The organism is Halovenus salina, from assembly GCF_026410925.1.
Taxonomy (GTDB): domain Archaea; phylum Halobacteriota; class Halobacteria; order Halobacteriales; family Haloarculaceae; genus Halovenus; species Halovenus salina.
On sequence record NZ_CP112972.1, the window covers coordinates 1804489 to 1823584 of the forward strand.

Annotated in this window: 16 protein-coding genes; 10 read left to right on the forward strand and 6 right to left on the reverse strand. The window is 63.4% G+C overall.

Features of this window, described 5'->3' with window-relative positions:
* Positions 1 to 32: 32 nt before the first annotated feature.
* Positions 33 to 476, forward strand: a complete 444-nt coding sequence (locus OSC37_RS09110; RefSeq protein WP_267161155.1) for a hypothetical protein — start codon at positions 33 to 35, stop codon at positions 474 to 476.
* A gap of 751 nt (positions 477 to 1227) precedes the next feature.
* On the opposite strand, the gene OSC37_RS09115 is transcribed toward OSC37_RS09110, so the two are convergent.
* From OSC37_RS09115 to OSC37_RS09125, 3 genes are all read right to left on the reverse strand, one after another.
* Positions 1228 to 2259: a sensor histidine kinase gene (locus OSC37_RS09115; RefSeq protein ID WP_267161156.1), complete on the reverse strand. Its 1032-nt coding sequence runs from the start codon at positions 2257 to 2259 to the stop codon at positions 1228 to 1230.
* Positions 2260 to 2363: 104 nt separating this feature from the next.
* Positions 2364 to 3146, reverse strand: a complete 783-nt coding sequence (locus OSC37_RS09120) for an enoyl-CoA hydratase/isomerase family protein (RefSeq protein WP_267161157.1) — start codon at positions 3144 to 3146, stop codon at positions 2364 to 2366.
* Between the two features lie 25 nt (positions 3147 to 3171).
* Positions 3172 to 3522 carry a VOC family protein gene (locus OSC37_RS09125; protein ID WP_267161158.1) on the reverse strand — a complete coding sequence of 117 codons (351 nt, stop codon included), beginning with the start codon at positions 3520 to 3522 and terminating at the stop codon, positions 3172 to 3174.
* 91 nt (positions 3523 to 3613) lie between these two features.
* Between OSC37_RS09125 and OSC37_RS09130 the strand changes: the two genes are divergently transcribed.
* The 5 genes from OSC37_RS09130 (at position 3614) to OSC37_RS09150 (ending at position 8115) form a co-directional block, all read left to right on the forward strand.
* On the forward strand, positions 3614 to 3961 hold the full coding sequence (locus OSC37_RS09130) for an ArsR/SmtB family transcription factor (protein ID WP_267161159.1): 348 nt from the start codon (positions 3614 to 3616) through the stop codon (positions 3959 to 3961).
* 55 nt (positions 3962 to 4016) lie between these two features.
* Complete coding sequence (locus tag OSC37_RS09135) at positions 4017 to 4313, forward strand: DUF7521 family protein (RefSeq protein ID WP_267161160.1); 297 nt, start codon at positions 4017 to 4019, stop codon at positions 4311 to 4313.
* A 64-nt stretch (positions 4314 to 4377) separates the two neighbouring features.
* Positions 4378 to 6228 (forward strand): UvrD-helicase domain-containing protein, encoded by a 1851-nt coding sequence (locus OSC37_RS09140; protein ID WP_267161161.1) that lies wholly within the window; start codon positions 4378 to 4380, stop codon positions 6226 to 6228.
* Between the two features lie 40 nt (positions 6229 to 6268).
* Positions 6269 to 7186, forward strand: coding sequence for a serine/threonine-protein kinase Rio1 (gene rio1 / locus OSC37_RS09145; RefSeq protein ID WP_267161162.1), 918 nt, complete (start codon positions 6269 to 6271; stop codon positions 7184 to 7186).
* The gene (locus tag OSC37_RS09150) at positions 7183 to 8115 is read left to right on the forward strand and encodes an ROK family protein (protein ID WP_267161164.1); all 933 of its coding nucleotides are present in this window, start codon (positions 7183 to 7185) and stop codon (positions 8113 to 8115) included. Before rio1 ends, OSC37_RS09150 begins: the two co-directional genes overlap by 4 nt.
* A 1-nt stretch (position 8116) precedes the next feature.
* On the opposite strand, the gene OSC37_RS09155 is transcribed toward OSC37_RS09150, so the two are convergent.
* Positions 8117 to 9451 (reverse strand): metallophosphoesterase, encoded by a 1335-nt coding sequence (locus OSC37_RS09155; RefSeq protein ID WP_267161165.1) that lies wholly within the window; start codon positions 9449 to 9451, stop codon positions 8117 to 8119.
* A 126-nt stretch (positions 9452 to 9577) separates the two neighbouring features.
* On the opposite strand from OSC37_RS09155, the gene cobA reads away from it, so the two are divergent.
* The 3 genes from cobA to OSC37_RS09170 all read left to right on the forward strand — a co-directional run bounded on the left by cobA (position 9578) and on the right by OSC37_RS09170 (position 12282).
* Positions 9578 to 10471 carry a uroporphyrinogen-III C-methyltransferase gene (cobA, locus tag OSC37_RS09160; RefSeq protein WP_267161166.1) on the forward strand — a complete coding sequence of 298 codons (894 nt, stop codon included), beginning with the start codon at positions 9578 to 9580 and terminating at the stop codon, positions 10469 to 10471.
* Entirely contained in the window at positions 10468 to 11103 is a 636-nt protein-coding gene (locus OSC37_RS09165; RefSeq protein WP_267161167.1) for a precorrin-2 dehydrogenase/sirohydrochlorin ferrochelatase family protein, read from the forward strand. The genes cobA and OSC37_RS09165 overlap by 4 nt, the downstream gene beginning before the upstream one ends.
* Before the next feature lie 402 nt (positions 11104 to 11505).
* Positions 11506 to 12282 (forward strand): CbiX/SirB N-terminal domain-containing protein, encoded by a 777-nt coding sequence (locus OSC37_RS09170; protein WP_267161168.1) that lies wholly within the window; start codon positions 11506 to 11508, stop codon positions 12280 to 12282.
* Between the two features lie 9 nt (positions 12283 to 12291).
* On the opposite strand, the gene OSC37_RS09175 is transcribed toward OSC37_RS09170, so the two are convergent.
* Positions 12292 to 12981: a precorrin-8X methylmutase gene (locus tag OSC37_RS09175; RefSeq protein WP_267161169.1), complete on the reverse strand. Its 690-nt coding sequence runs from the start codon at positions 12979 to 12981 to the stop codon at positions 12292 to 12294.
* A gap of 5 nt (positions 12982 to 12986) precedes the next feature.
* Positions 12987 to 16880 carry a cobaltochelatase subunit CobN gene (cobN, locus tag OSC37_RS09180; RefSeq protein ID WP_267161170.1) on the reverse strand — a complete coding sequence of 1298 codons (3894 nt, stop codon included), beginning with the start codon at positions 16878 to 16880 and terminating at the stop codon, positions 12987 to 12989.
* A gap of 34 nt (positions 16881 to 16914) precedes the next feature.
* Here cobN and OSC37_RS09185 point away from each other — a divergent pair, with 34 nt between their 5' ends.
* Positions 16915 to 19056, forward strand: coding sequence for a VWA domain-containing protein (locus OSC37_RS09185; RefSeq protein ID WP_267161171.1), 2142 nt, complete (start codon positions 16915 to 16917; stop codon positions 19054 to 19056).
* Positions 19057 to 19096: the final 40 nt, after the last annotated feature.

Genomic DNA, 19096 nt, shown 5'->3' on the forward strand with positions numbered 1-19096 from the left:
CCTCTTTCGCGCTCGTGCCATAGGCTCTGTCAATGAGAATCGAGCTTCGGGTCTGCAAACACTGTTTCGAAGGCGAACACGAGAACGAGCACAAGACGGCGGTGACGCGGGATTTGGTCGCCTGCGCACGGGTCATCCGCGACCACCTCGAACGGACCGATTTCGACGACGTCCACATCCGGATGGTCTCGGAAGACGCGGGCGACGACGGCCGCCCGGCAGCGCTGCCCGCGGTTGCGGCGACCATCCAGGGTGACCAGGTCGCCGTCTCGGACACCCAGCTCATCACGATGGGCGAGAACGGCTACATGATGGTCTACCCCAACCCACAGGACGCGCTGAAGGTGCTCGCCGGCAACATCGACGAAATCAGCCGCGTCGAGGACGAGAACATCCTCCCGGACCTCTCCGAGCAGAGCGCAGACATCATATTCGGCGGCCCCAGTGAGGAGACAGACGCCGAAATGTACCAGTAGCTGTTACTCGGCTCTTGCTTAGCACCGTTGAACAAGTATTATTTCTCATAATTTGTCAGATATCACGCAAGCTAGGGAGGTTGAGTGTGGCAGCGCGGCATTCACCGACCAAAGTCAACAGATTGAATATGTTGATTCCACGGTTCCGGATGCTTCGAAGTAAAAGACGATATTGCCGAGGCAGTCGGAGACGGACACGTTAACACTAGTATCGTTACCAGAGGAATCCCTCGCAGTTATCGACACTGGTCGACTATCCTCCGGGAGGGATTCCTCAGTGATTCCTGCAACGACGACGTCCGAGCGTTCAGTAACCGTATGGGACTCCTGATAGAGTTGGGCATCCTCACGTGCAACCGTGATTGTCAAGGTAACCTCGTGTTCCAGTGAGTTATCAATGCGAATGGAGTGCGGATAGTCACCAGGCCCGGAGACGACGAGATTGTCCGCTTCCGAGGGCGAAGGTGAATCCGTTTCCGAAGGCGAAGGTGAATCCGTTTCCGAGGGCGAAGCTGAGTCTGGCGAAGCGGTTTCGTCACCACTGAGACATCCCGTGAAACCCACCACGGCGGCACTTCCAAGCGCTCCGAGCATGGTCCGGCGTTTCATATATCTGCAAAGTAAGGACATTGGATTCATTCTTTGGATATATCAAAGAATGATTTGACCGATGCGCGCCTTCCCTCTTGCACTGGCCCACGCACTGATCCCCCGGTAGGTCTCAGTGTATCACTGCCTTCGGTAAAAGCGGTTACTCCGAAGGTCTCTCGAACGCGAGCGTGACGACGTTTCCGGTGCCGTCCGCCCGGCGGTCAAACGATAGTGTTCCGCCAACCTGCTCCACGGTCCAGCGTACCAGCCACAGCCCAAGTCCGTCGCTGTGTTTGAGTGGCTGTTCGGTTCCCACGGTTATGACCTCACGGACCTGGCCAGGAATCGGCTTGCACTCGTCTTCGACGGCGACTCGGGTTTCGGTCTCGTCTGTCTTGATACGGACGGTGACAGGGCCGTTACCGGAGGGGTGGTGGACGACGGCGTTCTCAATCAGTTCCGTGAGCGCGACGCTGTAGGACGGCGGCGCAATCGCACGAGCGCGGTCTGGCAGGACCGTCTCAACAGTCGCGTCGGGGTAGGTGATGGTGAATCGCTCCCGGGCCATCTCCGTCTCGGCGACGAGTTCCTGGTTGCAGTCCTCGTCGGCCGGAATGTCGAGGTGTTTCTGGGCTTTCCGGGCCTTGTTGCTGAGGTTGATGACGTTCTGCCCACTTTTGACAATCTGGGTGGACGCGGTCTGGCAGACCTCGTCGTCGACGTTCTGGAGTGTCTCTGCGCGGGCGATGATGACGTTCATCTGGTTGCGGATGTTGTGTCTGAGCACGCGGTTCAGGATGCGAAGACGCTGCTGGAGTTGTTCGCCACCCCGCACGTCCTCGACAGCACCAGCGACCCGCCCCGACGAGAGGAGCGAACATCGCCATTCGACCTCGACGGCCGTCCCGTTTCTCGTTCGCAGCCGACTACTCCAGCTCTCGGCCGTCGTCGTCTTGTCGTTACGCAGAATCTGGAGGCGACGCTCCCATTCGCCTCTGTCGTCCTCGTGAACGAACGCCGCCATGTTCTCCCCCAGAAGATCCGCGCGGTCGTACCCCGAAAGGTCGAGTAAAGCACCGTTAACGACCGCGACAGCCCCACTCTCGTCGAGGGCGAACAACGGCTCTGTCGACTCCTCGATGAGTGCCTCGTTCAGCATGTCGTCCTCGTTCAGCATGTCATCCTCGTTCACAGTTCCTCCTTCCGGCCGCGTGGCGAGTGAGAGATATATCAGCCACGGGACCGATTGGATAATAAATGCTAGCAGTTCACATCTCTTGTATGTGCCGGTGTGTTTCACTCCCCAACAAAGTCAGGGTCGTCGTCGCCGAAAAAGGCCGCGTACCCACGCTCGTAGTCCTCCGTTTGGGTGGCCGCGCCGATGGTATCGGCCTCGGCAGCCAACTGGGCCTCGATACTGCGGTCGAAGCTCTCGGTGACCAGCCGGGAGGCCTCGCCGAGCGCGACCGTTGGCCCCTCGGTGAGCTGTGTGGCAAGCTCGTCGAGGCGGTCCTCAAACTCCGACGCCGGGACGGCCTCAGTCGCCAGGCCAAGCTCGACGGCACGGTCGGGGGAGATGGGTTCGTCGAGCAGGACAATCTCCTTGGCCGCCCGCAGGCCGACGAGCCGCGGGAGAAAAAACGTTGAGCCGCCGTCACCGGTCAGCCCGATGCGCGGATAGGCGAACTCTAGGCGGGCGTCCTCGCTGAGCACGAGCAGGTCGGGGAGGAGCGCGAGTCCGAATCCCGCTCCGGCGGCGACACCATCGATGCCGCCGAGGACAGGTTTGGGTGCCTGGTGAAACTGGACGATTGCCTCGTGAAGGCGGCCCGCCAGCCGGCGAATCGCCGTCTCGTCGCCCGCGTCGCCCTCAAGCTGTGTGAGGTCGGCCCCCGTCCCGTAGAAGTCGCCGGTATGGGTGAGCACGATACAGCGCACGTCGGGGTCGCTCCCGAGTTCGGTCGCTGCGTCGACTAGCTCAGTCGCGGCATCGATGTCGAGCGCGTTTCGCGTCTCAGGGTTGTCAAACTGGACCGTTGCGATGCCGTCGGCTCGCTCTATCGTCAGCGCGTCGCTCATGTGCGTTGTGTCCGGCCGACGGCTCTTAACTCTCGGGGAGGTCGTGCAGGAACGTCTGGAACTCCGCGGTCCGGCCGTCGGGGTCCTCGGCGAAGAACTGGTAGATTTCGTAGGTTTCGTTCTCGTGGGGCTGTTCTGTGGCGGCGTCACCGACGGCCTCGTGAGCCTCGTCGACGCCGGCTTTGTCGTCGTAGACGAAAGTGAGGGTACCACAGTCGTCGGTGGTCGCTCGCTCACAGAAGCCAAACCGGAAGCCGTCGTAGTCGAGGATGGTACAGTCGGGCTGTTCGAGCCAGACGGTCGCGCCGACCCGTTCTATGTAAAAGTCGACGACCGCCTCGCGCTGTTCCGTGCTGAAAAAGACGATTCCAGACATCACTCGACGGAACGAGCGGCGGTGGCTTAGCTCCTCGTGTTCGGACTGTTCTCCCAAAATATTTTCATAGGTAGGTAACAACACTGGTGGCGTGGACCAACAGCGCATCGAGGCAGTACTCGACACAATCGGAGACGAACACGCCCGGGAACTTCTCGCCGCAATCAGCCGGGAGCCTCGCTCGGCCAAGGAGCTCGCAGACGAGTGTGAGCTCTCGTTGCCGACCGTCTACCGCCGTATCGAGATGCTTGAGGAGCACGAACTCGTCACCGACCAGACGCGCGTGACAGAGGACGGCAACGAGTATAACGTCTACGAGTCAGACTTCGAAAGCACCGTCGTCACGCTCGACAACGACGAGTACCAGGTTCGCATCTACCGGGAGAACAACCTCCCCGACCGGTTCAGCCAGCTCTGGGAGGAACTGTGCGACGAGTGACCGCCGCCGAGAGCGGACACGTTTATTAAACCGGTTCGTGTATATCCGAGAGTCGATGGTCGATTTTGAGCTACTCGCGCGGGGGGTGTTGACGCTGTTGCGTGTGTTCGTCTTCGGGCTGAGCCTCGGTATCACACTCATCAGCTTCCAGGCGTACCGCCAACAGCAAACAGAGCGTCTCCAGTTTGCATTCGTGGGATTCGCGTTCATCAGCATGGGTGTGGCCGTGAGCACCGTCATCACCCGGTTTGGCTCCGATGCCGAGGCCGTCGTGTTGCTCTTTCTCGAAGGCGCCGAGACGGTGCCGTTTATCGTCGGCTTTAGCATGCTCTATCTGTCGCTGTACCGGTGACAGCGGCCGAGCGCCGACAGTTGTTTCGGTCTTTTTATGAGTCTCCGCACCTATAAGATGTGCAATGACCGACTCGACTCACGTGACACGTCTGTTCGGCGGCCCGGGAAGCGGGAAGACGACCGCGCTGCTTGACCGGGTCGAAACCCTTCTCGAATCGGAAGACGATGTCGAAATTCGTGACGTGCTGGTGGTTTCCTACACCCGTGCGGCCGCCGCCGAGATACGCGAACGACTCGCAGAACGACTCGATACGACGCCCCGAGCGTTGCGTGGCAACGTCTGTACGATGCACGCAAAGGCCTACGACCTGCTCAATCTCTCCAGCAACGATGTCGTTGGCGAGTCAGACAAACAGGATTTCTGTGAGGATTACGGCATCGACTACGAGGACGAGTACGAGGGGTCGCGCCGTCGCTCGGCCCGCTCGACGACGCTTGGCAACAAGGTTATCGCGACCAGCCAGTGGCTCCAGCGAACCAACCGTGACGTGGGTGACTGGTACGACGTTCCCTTCCAGTGGGACGACGAGGACGTCCGCCTGCCGCCGGATATCGACGACAACGCCCAAACTGGCAACAAGTACACCCCAACCTGGCCCAGCGACGACGACCGTCTCGACATCCCAGAGGCAATCAGTGCATGGCGCTCCTGGAAGGGGAACAACGGACTGGTCGGCTTCGCCGACATGCTCGAACGAGTCAAGCAGCGCTCGCTGTTGCCCAGTGTTGACTACCTCGTCATCGACGAGTTTCAGGACATCACCACGCTCCAGTACGGCGTCTACGAGGAGTGGCGCCCCCACATGGAGCGTGTCCTGATTGCGGGCGACGACGACCAGGTCGTCTACGCCTGGCAAGGTGCAGACCCAGACCTCCTGCTGGACGAGGGGGTTGACGACGACGTCATTCTCCCCAACTCTTACCGACTCCCGTCGCGGATTCTCCACGCAGTCAACCAGGAGGTCGAACACATCGACAAGCGCCAGGAGAAAGATCTCGAACCGCGCAAAGAGGGCGGGAACGTCGAAGCGCTCCGGAATCGCTCGATGCTCGACCTCGCCCGCGAGACCGTCCGGACGGTCGAGGAGACCGACGAGACGGTGATGGTGCTCTTTCGCGCCCGCTATCAGATGTTCCAGTTCATCGATGAATTCATCGACGAGGGGATTCCCTTCCAGTGTCTGACAGACCAGCGGATGTGGACCGACCGGCTCGGCCAGTACGTCGCGGCAATCGAGCATCTCGCCGAGGACGAGCCGATGAACTGCCTGCAGGCCCGCCGGCTCGCGGATATGCTGGCTGACTCGGCCTTCGGAACGGGCGAGCGCGACGACCTCTTTGACGTGCTCGACGACCGCGAAGAGGAAGCTGACGTCGACGACCTCGTCGAACTTGATATCGAGCCAGATGTTATCCGCGACCACGCGCCGTTCGCGCCGGACCCGCCGGCAGCCGCCGACATGCTCCGGAAAGTGACACAGTTCCAGGAGCGCAGCGTCGACGCCTACTTCAACAGCACCTACGAGGGGATGGACCACGACCGCGTCCGGCTTGGCACCATCCACTCCGCGAAGGGTCGCGAGGCCGACCACGTCTTCGTCGGCACGGACCTTACCGAGAAGGTCGTCGAGCAGATGGCCGCGACCGCCGACCAGGAGGACAAACCGATTCCCGGTGACGTCGAGTTCACTAAACACACCAGTCCCGTGCCGACGATGACCGACAACGAGCGGCGTGTCTTCTACGTCGGCATGTCCCGTGCCCGCGAACGGCTCGTCTTGCTCGAAGGGCTCGTCGACGGCGCGCCGACGCTTCCGCTCGACGTGCTCCTGTACGACGAGCCACGCGAGGAGATGACCCTCGAAGAGATACTCGAAGACGCGACAGAGCCCGAGCCCCCCGTCGCACAGTAGAACCCACTCTTTTAGGGCTCGCCCTGCTATCGAATACCAGATGGACGAGGAGTTCGGCCTGCTCGACACAGACGAGACAGACTCACCGGGCGACGAGTGGGAGGAAATCGACTACTCTGATACCGAAGCCGACCGTATCGCCCGTGAGCGCGACAGAGAGTTCAGCCAGTTCCGCGACCGAATTACGGACGCAGACCAGTTCAAAGTCCAGGAGTCGGTCTTCGACGAGGCGACATACGGGGCGCTCTACAAATTGGTTCAGGACGGCCACATTGACGCCTTCGGCGGCCCCATCTCGACGGGCAAGGAGGCGAACGTCTACTCGGCGCTGGCCGGGGAGCACGAGGCGCGTTCCGCCTCAGAACAGCCGAGCGGTGACGGCGAAGAGCCGCGAGGCCAGGAGGTCGCGGTCAAGATATACCGCATCAACGCCTCCGATTTCAGAGAGATGGGCGAGTACCTCGAAGGCGACCCCCGTTTCGAGCAGGTCGCAAACGACAAGAAGGCAATCGTCATCGGGTGGGTCCGCAAGGAGTTCGCCAACCTCGACCGCGCGCTCGCGGCGGGTGTACGCGTCCCGAAACCGATTGCCGTCGAGCGAAACGTCCTCGTGATGGAGTATCTCGGCACGGCCGACGGCCGGGCAAAGCGACTCTCGGAGGTCCACGTCGAGAACCCACGGACGGCATACGAGGTGGTCCGGGAGTACATGACCCGGCTCTACGATGCGGGCATCGTCCACGGCGACCTCTCGGAGTACAACATCGTCATCCAGGAGTCCGAACTGGTGGTCATCGACGTAGGCCAAGCGGTGACAATTCACCATCCAAACAGCGACGACTTCCTCGACCGGGACTGTGAGAACGTGGCGGCCTTTTTTGCCCGACAGGGTGTTGACACCGACGGCGAGCAGCTACGCGAGTACGTCGAGGCACACGCAAATCCGCGCAGCGAATGAGCTATCTCGGCCTCGACATCGGGGGAACGACACTGGCGGCAGCAGTTGCGACCGACGGCGTCGAACCGGTCGCGACCGCGACAGTTCCGACACCACAGGGCACAGAGAAACAAACCGCCACGGAGCGACTCCGTGGACTCGTCGAGCAGGTCTGTGAAGCAGCCGGCCTGAAGCCGACTGCTATCACGGCCGCGGGCGTTGGGTCGGTCGGCCCGCTCGACCAGAAACAGGGGGCAGTCACCAGTCCAGCAAACGTCTCCGACGAGACGGTTCCGGTCGTCGAGGTGCTCCGTGACCTGCTCGGAACCGACGCAGTTGTCCTGCACAACGACGCGACCTGTGGCGCTATCGCCGAACGCCGCGCCGCATCGGCGGAAAATCTGGTCTATCTTACCCTCTCGACGGGAATCGGGGCGGGAATCGTCGCCGACGACAAAGTAGTACTCGGCGAGGACGGCAACGCCGGTGAGGTCGGCCACCTGACCGTCGACCCTGCAGGGACGCTGCCCTGTGGCTGTGGCGGCGAGGGTCACTGGGAGGCGTACTGCGGCGGCGCGAACCTCCCACGGTACGCCCGGCATCTCCACGAGACCGAGTCAGTCGAGACGCGGTTGTCGCTCGGGGGTTCGACGTTCACAGCCGGGGACATCTTCGCGGCCGCCAGCGAGGACGACCTTGCGGCGCTGGTCCTCGAACGGGTCGGCTACTGGAACACTGTCGGCGTCGCAGCCCTCGTCCAGACGGTCGCGCCCGCCTGCGTCGCGGTCGGGGGCGCTATCGCCCGGAACAACCCCGACGCCGTATTGGAGCCAGTTCGTGAGCGTCTGCCAGAGCAGACGTTTCTCGACGCGCCCGAGATACGGCTGGCGACGTGTGAGGAGCCCGTGCTCACGGGCGCGCTCGTCGCCGCACGGCGTCTCGTCGAGTAGCTCAGTCCAGGGTCGGCGGTTCTGCTTCGTTCGGGGAGTCCGCAAGCACCGCCTGCTCGGGCAGGGATGGGTCGGGTTTCCGCCCGAGTGTAAGCAGTCGTTCGGCGAGGGTCAGCTCCTCTGGGCTCGGGCTCGGCTTCTCTATCTCCTCGAACTCAACAGCAACCCCCTCGTCCTCGGCCGCGATACGGACGGCCGCAAGCTGGTAGGAGGGATAAAACACCGGCGGCAACACGCCGACGATGCCGTCCCGGCGGTGGAGGCGTTTCAGCCAGGTGCCGCTGTTGACGAGTAAGCCGCCATCTACCTCCCGCAGGGTCGGACGGTGGGTGTGGCCGTAACAGAAAATCTCTGTGTTTGGCTCACTCTTGAACACCTCGCCGGCCGCGTTGACGTACGGCGACTCGGCATCGACAGTGAGGGCAGTTTCGAAGACGCCAAAGCGGTCGACAGTCTTGCGGATATCGCGACGGAGCAGATACAGCGGTATCCCCACGACCAGAAGGAGCCCGGCGACGGCGACGTTCGCGCCGAGGAATATCCAGGCCGCGGTCCCCGCGAGCCCGAACAGCTGGAAGACCGACTGAAGCTGATCGACAGGGGCAGACCAGATGCCAGCGATGTCGAGGCCGGCCAGCACCGCGAGGATGGCGCTGACGTTGAACAACAGCAGGAAGGGCAACAGCGAGTACCGCAGCAGTGGACTCATCTCCCGGTAGAAGTACTTCGAGAGGAGCCAAACCGGCATCCGCTCTGTGGGCGTGACCGCCTGGACATCCTTCAGCCAGTTGAATTTCCCACGGTCTGAGAGCTGGCCGGCCCGACTGATGACGTGGGTGGTGTAGTAGTAGCCGACCGGCGTCACGTGGGGATTCCCCCAGTCCTCGATGTGGTTGTTCGGGTCCCGCTGGTGGCCGTGTTCGAAATGAATCGTCCGGTCGCCAACCGACCGGGAGGTCGAGGGGTCCCGAACGAGGTCGACGTTGTACGCCGCAAATAGCTCCTCGAACTCCTCGTAGGCCGCCAGCTCGTAGTCGTGGTTCCCGGGCAGCAACGTGATATCGACGTTCTCCCCGGTCGCCCGGAGCTGTGCGAACAGGTCGGGGTATGCTTCGACCAGCGCGTCGAACTTCTCGGTCCCGTCGAGCGAGGTAAACTCCCAGAGGCCGAAGGCGTCCCCGTTGATGACGAGTTCGGCGTTCTCGTCGGTGGTTTCGAGCCGCTCTAGAAATCCGAGCAGCTCCTCGCGGAACGGAATCTCCTCCAGCTGTTCGTCACCCCCGATGTGGAGGTCGCTGATCACGTAGTAGACGCGGTCGTCCGACTCTGTTTCCATCGTCTCTGTCATCAGTGCCGAGTCGTATAACAGTTACACCTGGAACGTCCCATCAGTAACTGTAGTTGTACTCTATAGAGATTATTACAAGCAAGATTGAAGTTGTGCAAGTGTATTTGTAGTGCTATGCAAGAAGATATTGGGACCAGTCGGGCAGCGAGCCAGCCCCCGGTATCGGAGGAGGGGGGAGACGCCGGCACCGTCGTGGGGACAGCCACGGACCGGACAGGTGACACAGAGTCGGTCGCGAAGACCGACTTTCCCGGTACGGGGGGCGTCTCGCTGGTCGGTTCCGGTCCCGGCCACCCGGAGTTGTTGACGCGGCGAGCGTGGCATCGCCTTCAGTCGGCTGATGTAGTGTTGTACGACTCGCTGACTGGCGATGCTATCGTCGACGCCGTCCCCGCGACGGCCGAGACAATCGACGTCGGGAAACGGCCACCGAACCGAACGTCACAGGCAGAGATTAACGAGCTCATGTGTACACGCGCGAGCGAGGGGGAGTACGTCGTCCGGCTGAAAGGCGGCGATCCCAACGTCTTCGGACGGGGCGGCGAGGAGGCAGAGCACCTCGCCGTGGAGGAAGTCCCGTTCGAGGTCGTGCCGGGTATCTCGAGCGTACTCGCGGCTTCGAGCGTCAGCGGCATCCCCTTGACCCACCGCCACTGTTCGTCGAGTCTCACCGTCATCACCGGCCACCAGACCCCAGAGAAGGCAGACAGCGCAATCGACTGGCCGGCAATCGCCGACAGTATCGACGCCGGCGGCACGCTCATCGTCCTGATGGGGGTCTCGAAGCTGCCCGAGAACGTCCGGGCACTGCGCGACCACGGCGTTCCTGCAGAGACGCCCGTTGCAATGGTCGAGAACGTGAGTCTCGACACCGAACGGACCATCGTTGGAACACTCGACACCATCGTCTCGCGCAGTGAATCGGCCGGCATCGAGTCACCGGCGGTCACGATTGTCGGCGAGGTAGTCACCGTGCGCGAAGACGTGTCCGACCTCCTCCAGCGGTGATTCCACTCTTTCACGACGTCGAGGGCAAGCGCGTGCTGGTCGTCGGCGGCGGCTCGGTCGCCCGCCGGAGAGCCCGCCGGTTCGTCCCTGCCGCCGAGGTGACCGTCGTTGCCCCCGAGTTCGTCGACGGGTTCGCGGAGTCCTGTGACCTCGTTCGACGCGAACTCCCGCCGGAGGCTACTCGGGAGACACTGGACGAGGTAATCCCAGGAGACGGACTCGACGGGACGTTTCTCGTGGTCGTCGCCACCGACGACACTGCGGTGAACGACGCAGTTGCGGCCGCGGCGGACGAGGCGGGCTGTCTCGTCAACCGTGCAGACGAAACAGGGGACGTCGTCGTCCCGAGCCGTATCGAATCCGCCGAAATCTCTGTCGCACTCTCGACCCGCGGAGCCAGCCCGGCGACGACGAAGTACCTCCGCCAGGAGCTAACCCCGCTCATCGAGGAGGCCGACGGGATGGTACAGATTCAGCGAACGCTCCGTGCAGAGCTCAAAGAGACTATGAGCAGTCAACAGGAGCGGAAACGACGACTCAGGGCGGTGCTCGACAGCCCCGATGTCTGGGATCTGCTTCCGGACGACCCCGAACGAGCGATGACTCTGGCACGGGACATCGTCGAAGAGTGAGCGGCGTGCACTGGACCGGTCGGAGCAGCGGTGTTCAGATAAGCATTGGACAAACATCTTGTTTCTGCCGACCAATCCGGCCAACCCTGGTGTAATGAAAGGGCGAGGCGCTCTCGACGAACCCCGACGAGGTAAGCACCACAGCGACCGGAGGGAGCGAGGAGCGCAGCGAGTGTTCCGCGAATACCATGAGCGGAACGACGAAAGACGAGCGGAGCGAGTCTTTCGGAACGCGGGAGTCGAGAGCGCCGAGGGCTTTCTCTGTCTTCAGACGTTCTGCATCTCTTATCTGAACACTACCGGTCGGAGCGACCAAAATCTATTTTACCCTCCCTCACCTGGCGTAACACAAGCCAGATTGGAGTAGTTAAACTCCAGTTGTTAAAACGGCGAACTCAACCAATGCCATCCGAAGAACTCCTCCTCATCGGCCGGGACACAGGACACGGACGAGACGTGCTGGAGACCCACGCAGCCCGTCTGGTCGGCAGTGACGCTGTCGAGAGCGCCACCGTCGCCACCTACAAGCACGAACCGTACCGCGAGCTTCGAGAGACGCTCGGAAATCTCGACACCGAGCGCGTCTACGCCATTCCCATGTTCGCCAGTCACACCTACGACACCGTCGACGAACTCCCCGGTGTGCTCTCTGTCATCTCCGGAGAAGTCCAGTACGGCGAGCTTCTGGGTCAGAGTCCAGCTGTGACCGATGTCATCGACGACCGGGCGCGAGAAGCAGTTGCGGGCGACCAAAACACCTCACTCGTGCTCGTGGGCCTGGGCAGCAACTCTGCACCCGACCAGCAGCAAGCGACAGAGTACCACGCCGAGCGCCTCCGCGAACGGGCGCGATACGACGAGGTCAAGACCTGCTATCTCATGCAGAATCCAGCCGTCGAGTGTGTCCGCTACGCCGTCTCGAACGACCGTGTGGTCGCTGCCCCGATGTTTCTGGCACACAGCGAGGCGACCGACGAGCAGATTCCGACGAAGCTCGAACTCGACCGTGGGGGGATTGCGTACGCCGACCCGCTGGGCGCACACGACCGTCTCACAGACGCCATCCACGGCGAACTCGAACGGCTCCGCGTTCTCGCAGACGAGGGAACAACATCGAACGCTCGCATCGACACGGCGCACCGTCCCCTCGCCGCCGACGGCGAAGGACCGACAGAATAGATTCCTGCGCTACAGCTCTATCTCTCCCGCTTTGTGGTCGCTAGCGACGTGTACTAATTCGTTTGTTAGTCCCGCCGCGAGTCCGCTCCCGCCGCGACGGCCGACGTTTGTAATCGTCGGAACCCCGTGTGTGGCGGCGGTCTCGCGGAGTCGCGTTCTGCTCTCGGCGGCTTTCACGAAGCCGACCGGCGTCGCGACGACCGCCGCAGGACGCGTGCCGTCCTCGATACAGTCGGCGAGCGCCAGCGCTGCCGTGGGTGCGTTGCCGACGACCGCGATAGCGCCGTCGTAGACGCCCTCGCTGTCGAGTTCCAGCACCGACGCCGCGGTGCGGGTCATCCCGGTCTCAGCCGCGAGTTCGGTCCCATTGCCGATTGCCTTCTGAACCGGACAGTCGTGTCCGCGGCCGGTGATTCCAGCCTTGACCATCGTGATATCGGTGACGATTGGCTGTTCGTCGAGCACCGCACGCGCACCGGCGCGAACCGGCTCGTCGTCGTCCTCGCCGGTGAACCGCATCAGGTGCTGGAACTCGGGGTCGCCGGTGGCGTGGACGGATTTCTGGCGAATCCGGTCGGCCAGTGTCTCGTCAGGGACGAGGCTGCGAACTCGGTCCATACTTGTCTCAGCTATCTCCATCGCCTCCTCGGTTGTCGCGCCAAGGTCGGCGTACTCGTCGTCGGTTTGTTCTGTTGTCATTGGTGTCAGTCGTCTGTCGAAATTTCGGGTGGTTCGGTTGTCGTGCGCTCTTCGAGGTCGCCGTCGACCTGCAGATTGAGGTCACGCAGTCGGGTCTCGGTCGCCTCGTCGGCGTCCCAGAGGTCGCGGTCGATGGCCTCTAACAGTGTCTCGGTAATCGACGCCAGTGCCCACGGATTCACCTCGCGCATCCAGTCCTGGCGGTCTGCGTCGAAGGCAAACGCCTCGGCAACGTCTTCCCAGAGGCGGTCGCTGATGACACCGGTGGTCGCGTCCCACCCCAGGACGACGTCGACCGTCCCGGAGAGGTCACCAGCGCCCTTGTAGTCGTGTTCCTCCATCGAGTCGAGCCAGTCCGGATTGAGGACGCGGGCACGCATCGCTTTCCGGACCTTCTCCTCGTTCGTGTAGACGTCGACGTTGTCGGGGTCACTGGAGTCACCCACGTAGGAGGCTGGTTCGCTGCCGGATATTTCGGTCACGGCGGTGATGAATCCGCCGTGGAAGGCGTACCAGTCGGAGCTGTCGAACTCGTCTTGTTCGGTGGTGTCCTCAATTTTCACCGTCGCCTCGACGCCGTCGAGACGGCGCTCGAAGGCGTCGTGGGCCTCGCTGACACGGCCACGCGACCCCATCGCGTACCCGCCCCACTGGACGTACACCTCCGCGAGGTCAGATTTGTCGTCCCAGTTGCCCTCGTCGACTGCCTTGTTCGTCCCCGCCCCGTAGCCGCCGGGACGGGTGGTGAACACGCGCTGTTTGGCCGTACTCCGGGCGTCGTCGACCCCCTGGTCTTTGAGTTGCTCCGTCTCCTCCTCGACGTGTTTTTTGACGTAGTTCATCTCGTGGGGCTCGTCTAGTTCGACCACCGCGTCGACGGCGTCGTAGATGACGCCTGCGGCCTGGGGGAAGGCGTCGCGGAACAGCCCGGAGACACGCGTCGTCACGTCAATACGGGGCCGGCCGAGGTCGTCGAGCGGAATCGGTTCCACCTCGTCGACCCGCCCGGCGTCGGTCCACGTGGGTTCGACGCCCATCAGCGCGAGCACCTGTGCGATAGTCTCGCCGCGGGTCCGGACGGTTGGGGTCCCCCAGGCGACCACGCCGACTTCCTCGGGGTACTCGCCGTGTTCCTCGTGGTGGCGGGCAACGGTTCCCTCCGCGACCTCGCGGCCGACAGTCCAGGCGCTTCTGGCGGGAACCTTCCGGGGGTCGAGCGTGTAGAAGTTCCGCCCAGTCGGTAACAGGTCGACGCCGCCACGCGTCGGCGCACCGGAGCCACCTGGCGGGACGTACTCGCCGGCCAGGGCCTCGGCAGTCCGGGGAATCTCGTCTTTGGCACTAGCGACCCGTGGCGCGACCTCCGCAGAGATGAAGCCAAGCGCCTCCCGTAGGTCGTCGTGAGCGCCCGACTGCGCCCGGGCGTCACCCAGCGGGTCGATGTCGACGACGAGCAGATTCATCGTCAGGTCGTCGTCGGGTCCGGCCTCGCGTTCGCTCTCGGGAAGGTCAAAGCCGTGGTCTGCGAGCGTAGCGACCAAATCGAGACTCGTCTCGTAGACCGCGTCAGCGGCCTGTGCGTAGGTCATACCGAGGCGCTCGTCGTAGGTCCCTGGTTCGTCGAGCATGCGCTGGTAGTCGACGCCGAGCACGCCCGCGACAGCCTCCCGAAGGCTCGGCGCGCCGGGGTTCTCCAGCCGAGTGAGCGCGACAAGATACTCGACCAGTCGCTCGTCGGCCGGCGGTTCGCCCATCGTGTGTAACCCCTTGCGAATCTGTGTCGTCTTCACGTCCGTGAGGTACTCGTGGACCCGCTCGACGAGGTCGTCGCCGTCGAGTTCGTCGCCGTCGACCTGGCCCTCAGCGAGTGTCGTCCCGGCCGCCTCGGGGCCACGAACGTCGGCTTTCTCGGCGATCTCGCCGGCGATACCGAGTTCGACCGCGAGGTCGAGGTCGTCGACAGTCTCTCGAATCTGGTCGAGGAGGTGTTCGCCGTCGTCGGTTCTGGCGTCTTCCATGCCGGCTTCCCGGTAGCGGTTTGCCAGCTCTTCGAGTTCCGAGAGGTCGTCGTAGGTTCCGGCAGTATCCATGACCGGCGTCAGGTAATCCACGATAGCGGCATACGAGCGACGTTTGGCCTGCGTCCCCTCGCCGGGGTTGTTGATGATGTAGGGGTAGACGTTCGGAATGTCGTCAACGAGTTGGTCGGGTGCGCTCTCGCCGTCGAGTCCGACAGTCTTGCCCGGCAGCCACTCCAGGCTCCCGTGGGTACCGAGATGGACGATAGCATCGGCGGCGAACTCGTTGCGAAGCCAGCGGTAGAAGGCGACGTAGTCGTGAGGTGGCTGGAGGTCCGAGTCGTGATACACCTTCGAGGGGTCCATCCCGAACCCGCGCGGGGGCTGGACCGTCACGAGCACGTTCCCGAACTCGATACCGGGGATTGCGAATGGTCGGTCGGGAGCCTTGCCCCACTCCTCGCGGACGTTGTCGGTGAACTCCTCGTCCAGCGCCGAGAACCACTCGCGGTACTGCTCGGTCGAGACCACGTCGACGCTTCGCTCGCGGACGTCCTCGGGAGCGACCCAGCGGTCGTCGAGCGTCAACTGTGAGGTGAGTCGTTCGACGAGCGTCTGCCCGCTGTCGGGGATTGGCGTCCGTTTGCCCGCGCCAGCGCCGAGGTCGTACCCTCTGTCGGCAAGCTCCGAGAGGAGGTTGACCGTGCTCTCGGGAGAGTCGAGACCGAAGGCGGTGCTGATGCCGTCGTCGCTCGGCGGGTAGTTGTGCAACACGACCGCGACCTGTTTCTCGTCGTTGGCGCGGTGACGGAGTTGCGCCCAGTTGACCGCGAGGCGAGTCGCGTGGTCGATGCGGTCGTCGATGGGGAAATGCTGTTTCGGTGCGCTGCCGATATCGGCGTCGTCCTCGGTACGCTCTTTTCCCGAGATGGGATGGGTGATGACGTTGCCGTCGAACTCGGGGAGTGCGACCGACAGCGCGAGTTCGAACCCCATCACGCCGGTGTCGCTGCCCTGGTACCGCGAGCGCGAACGCATCGTCGTCACGGTCTGGATGACCGGGACGCCGAGACGGGTGAGAAAGACCTCCTCTGCTCCCTCGCCCTCGTCACCTGCCGACCGTCCGCGTTCGTCCATCGATAGCGAAAACATGAACGACGAGAGAATGGCGTCGACAACCGGCTCACCCTCGTGTACGAGCCACTTGTCGGTCACCCACTCGGCGTCTTGCTGTTCGTCGCTGTCTGTCGCTGGATTACAAAAAATCGGCAGGGCGTTTGCCCCCTGGGCTTCGAGTGCCCGTACCTGGGCGTCGACGTACCGGGTGTTCTCGTGGGTCCAATGGGACTCGTAGAACCAGACGGCGACCGTCGGCTGGCCCGGGTCGAAGCTGTCGAGCAGTTCCTCGTAGCTCGCGCCGGGGTAGTCCGGATGGTAGACCCCCTCTGTCGGCAGCGCAAACGGTGGGTCGTACTCCCGGTCGACACCTCCGAAGGTCGCCGAGAGGTATCGGAGGCAGTTGGCGATGTTCGCGGTCCCGCCCCGTTCGAGATACGTACAGACCGTCTCGCGGTCCTCGGGGGCGACCGTCGTATCCTCGATAGCGAAGGCGTCGCCGGTGGCGTTCACCACGAGCGGAACCCCGGCCTCGGTGAACTGGGAGACGGCGTACTCGTACCCCGGCATGCTGTCCTGGCCGCCGTGGAGCCAGAACACCGCGGCGTCAGCACCCCTCCCCTCCTCGACGAAGCGCTCGACATCGTCCTGGTCGTCGAGGTCGCTCTCGGAGCGAACCACGAGGTCTGCCTCGACACGCTCGGCGGCGGCCTGGACCGCACCGAGTTCGTTCTCTGTCGCAGTGTATAGCACAAGTTGTGGCATAACTGTATTAAACCTCGATTTCAGTATTACAACTATGGTTGAACTTGGGGCGGCAAAAAAGCTGTCGGAGGGGATGACACTCCCGTTTCCGGCGGTCGTCGGGCAAGCGGAGTTGAAGACAGCCCTGCTCGCCCTCGGGGCGAACGACGCGCTGGATGGGCTGTTGATTCGAGGGGAGAAGGGGACCGCGAAGTCGACGGCGGCGCGTGGGCTTCCGGATTTGTTGCCCGAACAGTCCGTGGTTGCAGATTGCCCGTTCGGGTGTCCGCCCAATGACTCCTCCTCGCAGTGTGAGAACTGCCGCGAGCGCGAATCGCCACCGGTCGAGACGCGGCCAGTGCCGTTCGTTACGCTGCCGTTGGGGGCCTCCCGCGAGCGCGTCGTCGGCACGCTGTCGGTGGCCGACGCCCTCGAAGGGAGTGCCGAGTTCGAGCCCGGGTTGCTGGCGCGCGCAAACCGCGGTTTCCTCTACGTCGACGAGGTGAATCTGCTCGACGACCATCTGGTGGACGTGTTGCTAGACGCGGCCGCAAGCGGCGTCAACCGCGTCGAACGCGACGGTATCAGCGTCGGCCATCCCGCCGACATCACCCTCATCGGGACGATGAACCCCGAAGAGGGCGACCTCCGGCCACAGTTTAGGGACCGCTTTGGCCTCCAGGTCGAGGTCCAGGGGAGCGACGATATCGACGACCGCGTGGCAGTCGTCGAGCGCGCCCTCGACGAGCCAGACGAGGAGTACGACGAGGAGAAAGCGGAACTCCGCGAGCGCCTCCGTCTCGCCCGCGACCGACTGTCCGCGGTGACGATGCCGGAGTCACTGCTGCTGGAGACGGCACAGCTATGCCGAGAGGCCGGTGTCGAGGGCCACCGCGCCGATATCGCCACCGCACGAACGGCCCGCACCCTCGCCGCACTGGAGAGTCGCGAGCGCGTCATCGAACCTGACGTGCGACAGGCCGCGACGTTCGCGTTACCCCACCGGCTCAAATCCCAGCCCTTCGAAGACGCGCCGGACCCCGAGGAGATTATCGACGACCACTTCGAGGACGATTCAGAGACCCAAGAACGTGAGGAAGAGACAGAGAGTCAGCCGGACGAACAGCAGTCGGCAGGCGAGGGCGACGGCGACACCACAGAGTCCGGCCGCTCAGAGCCGGACGATGCCACAGGCGACCGAGGAGACGGCGGTGACGGCGGCAACGATAGCGAGCAGCCGACGCCGGCGGGCGAGAGCGATAGCCAGGAAGAGACAGACGGTAGCGATAGCCAGGAAGAGACAGACGACAACGGAAGCCAACAAACTGGCGGCGGCCGGCCGACAGACGACCAAGACAGTGACCAAGAGACAGCAACCCCCATCGTTCCGGGCCAGTCGCGAGCAGACATCGGAGCCGCCGACGCACCCGACCTCAGAGAAGACGGCAAACCGAGCGGTCCTCGAACGGACCAGCAGACCAGCGGACGACGACCGGACACCCCGACACCCGGAGGGAGTGGCGCGCGCGTCCGAACCGTGGAGTGGGATGCTGACGGGTCCATCGACGCCGCCGCCTCCGTGCGTGCCGCCGCAACGAGAGGGGACGACACCGTCGAGTCACGGGACCTCCGCCAGTCGGTCCGGACCAGCGGACAGTCCGCGCTGGTCGTGTTCGCGCTGGACGCCAGCGCGTCGATGCGGGGCCCGATGCGTGCGGCCAAAGGCGTCGTCATGGAGCTGTTAGCGGACGCCTATGAACAACGGGACGAGGTAGCAGTCGTCACCTTCGCCGGCGAGGACGCAGATGTGTTATTGCCGCCGACCGACAGCGTGTCGATGGCGGCCCGACACCTCAAAGAGCTGCCGACGGCCGACCGGACGCCGCTTGCCGCCGGGTTGCAGACGACGGGCGACGTGCTGGAGCGGGCGGACCCGGCGGTCGGTGTCGTCGTGCTCGTGACCGACGGACGGGCTAATGCCGGAACCGGGAGTCCAACCACACAGACTCGTCGCGCTGCGAAGCGACTGGCGACGCTTGACGCTCATGTTCTCGTCGTCGACGCTGGCACCGGCACAGACCGGAGTTCCCTGACATGCGAGGTCACGAGTCTCACAGCGGGCGACCGGGTTTCTCTCGATGCACTGACCGCCCAACGTGTCGAGTCTGCCCTCGCCCGCCACGGGTCGTCGGAGTGACCGACACCACAAGTTTTACAACTTGAATTGTTCTATGTAA

Bases quoted from the DNA above. Each gene is read 5' to 3' on its own strand.
- OSC37_RS09110 (WP_267161155.1), top strand. From the start codon at position 33: ATGAGAATCGAGCTTCGGGTCTGCAAACACTGTTTCGAAGGCGAACAC.
- OSC37_RS09120 (WP_267161157.1), bottom strand. From the start codon at position 3,146: ATGAGCGACGCGCTGACGATAGAGCGAGCCGACGGCATCGCAACGGTC.
- OSC37_RS09125 (WP_267161158.1), bottom strand. From the start codon at position 3,522: ATGTCTGGAATCGTCTTTTTCAGCACGGAACAGCGCGAGGCGGTCGTC.
- OSC37_RS09135 (WP_267161160.1), top strand. From the start codon at position 4,017: ATGGTCGATTTTGAGCTACTCGCGCGGGGGGTGTTGACGCTGTTGCGT.
- OSC37_RS09140 (WP_267161161.1), top strand. From the start codon at position 4,378: ATGACCGACTCGACTCACGTGACACGTCTGTTCGGCGGCCCGGGAAGC.
- rio1 (WP_267161162.1), top strand. From the start codon at position 6,269: ATGGACGAGGAGTTCGGCCTGCTCGACACAGACGAGACAGACTCACCG.
- OSC37_RS09150 (WP_267161164.1), top strand. From the start codon at position 7,183: ATGAGCTATCTCGGCCTCGACATCGGGGGAACGACACTGGCGGCAGCA.
- OSC37_RS09155 (WP_267161165.1), bottom strand. From the start codon at position 9,451: ATGGAAACAGAGTCGGACGACCGCGTCTACTACGTGATCAGCGACCTC.
- cobA (WP_267161166.1), top strand. From the start codon at position 9,578: ATGCAAGAAGATATTGGGACCAGTCGGGCAGCGAGCCAGCCCCCGGTA.
- OSC37_RS09170 (WP_267161168.1), top strand. From the start codon at position 11,506: ATGCCATCCGAAGAACTCCTCCTCATCGGCCGGGACACAGGACACGGA.
- OSC37_RS09175 (WP_267161169.1), bottom strand. From the start codon at position 12,981: ATGACAACAGAACAAACCGACGACGAGTACGCCGACCTTGGCGCGACA.
- cobN (WP_267161170.1), bottom strand. From the start codon at position 16,880: ATGCCACAACTTGTGCTATACACTGCGACAGAGAACGAACTCGGTGCG.
- OSC37_RS09185 (WP_267161171.1), top strand. From the start codon at position 16,915: ATGGTTGAACTTGGGGCGGCAAAAAAGCTGTCGGAGGGGATGACACTC.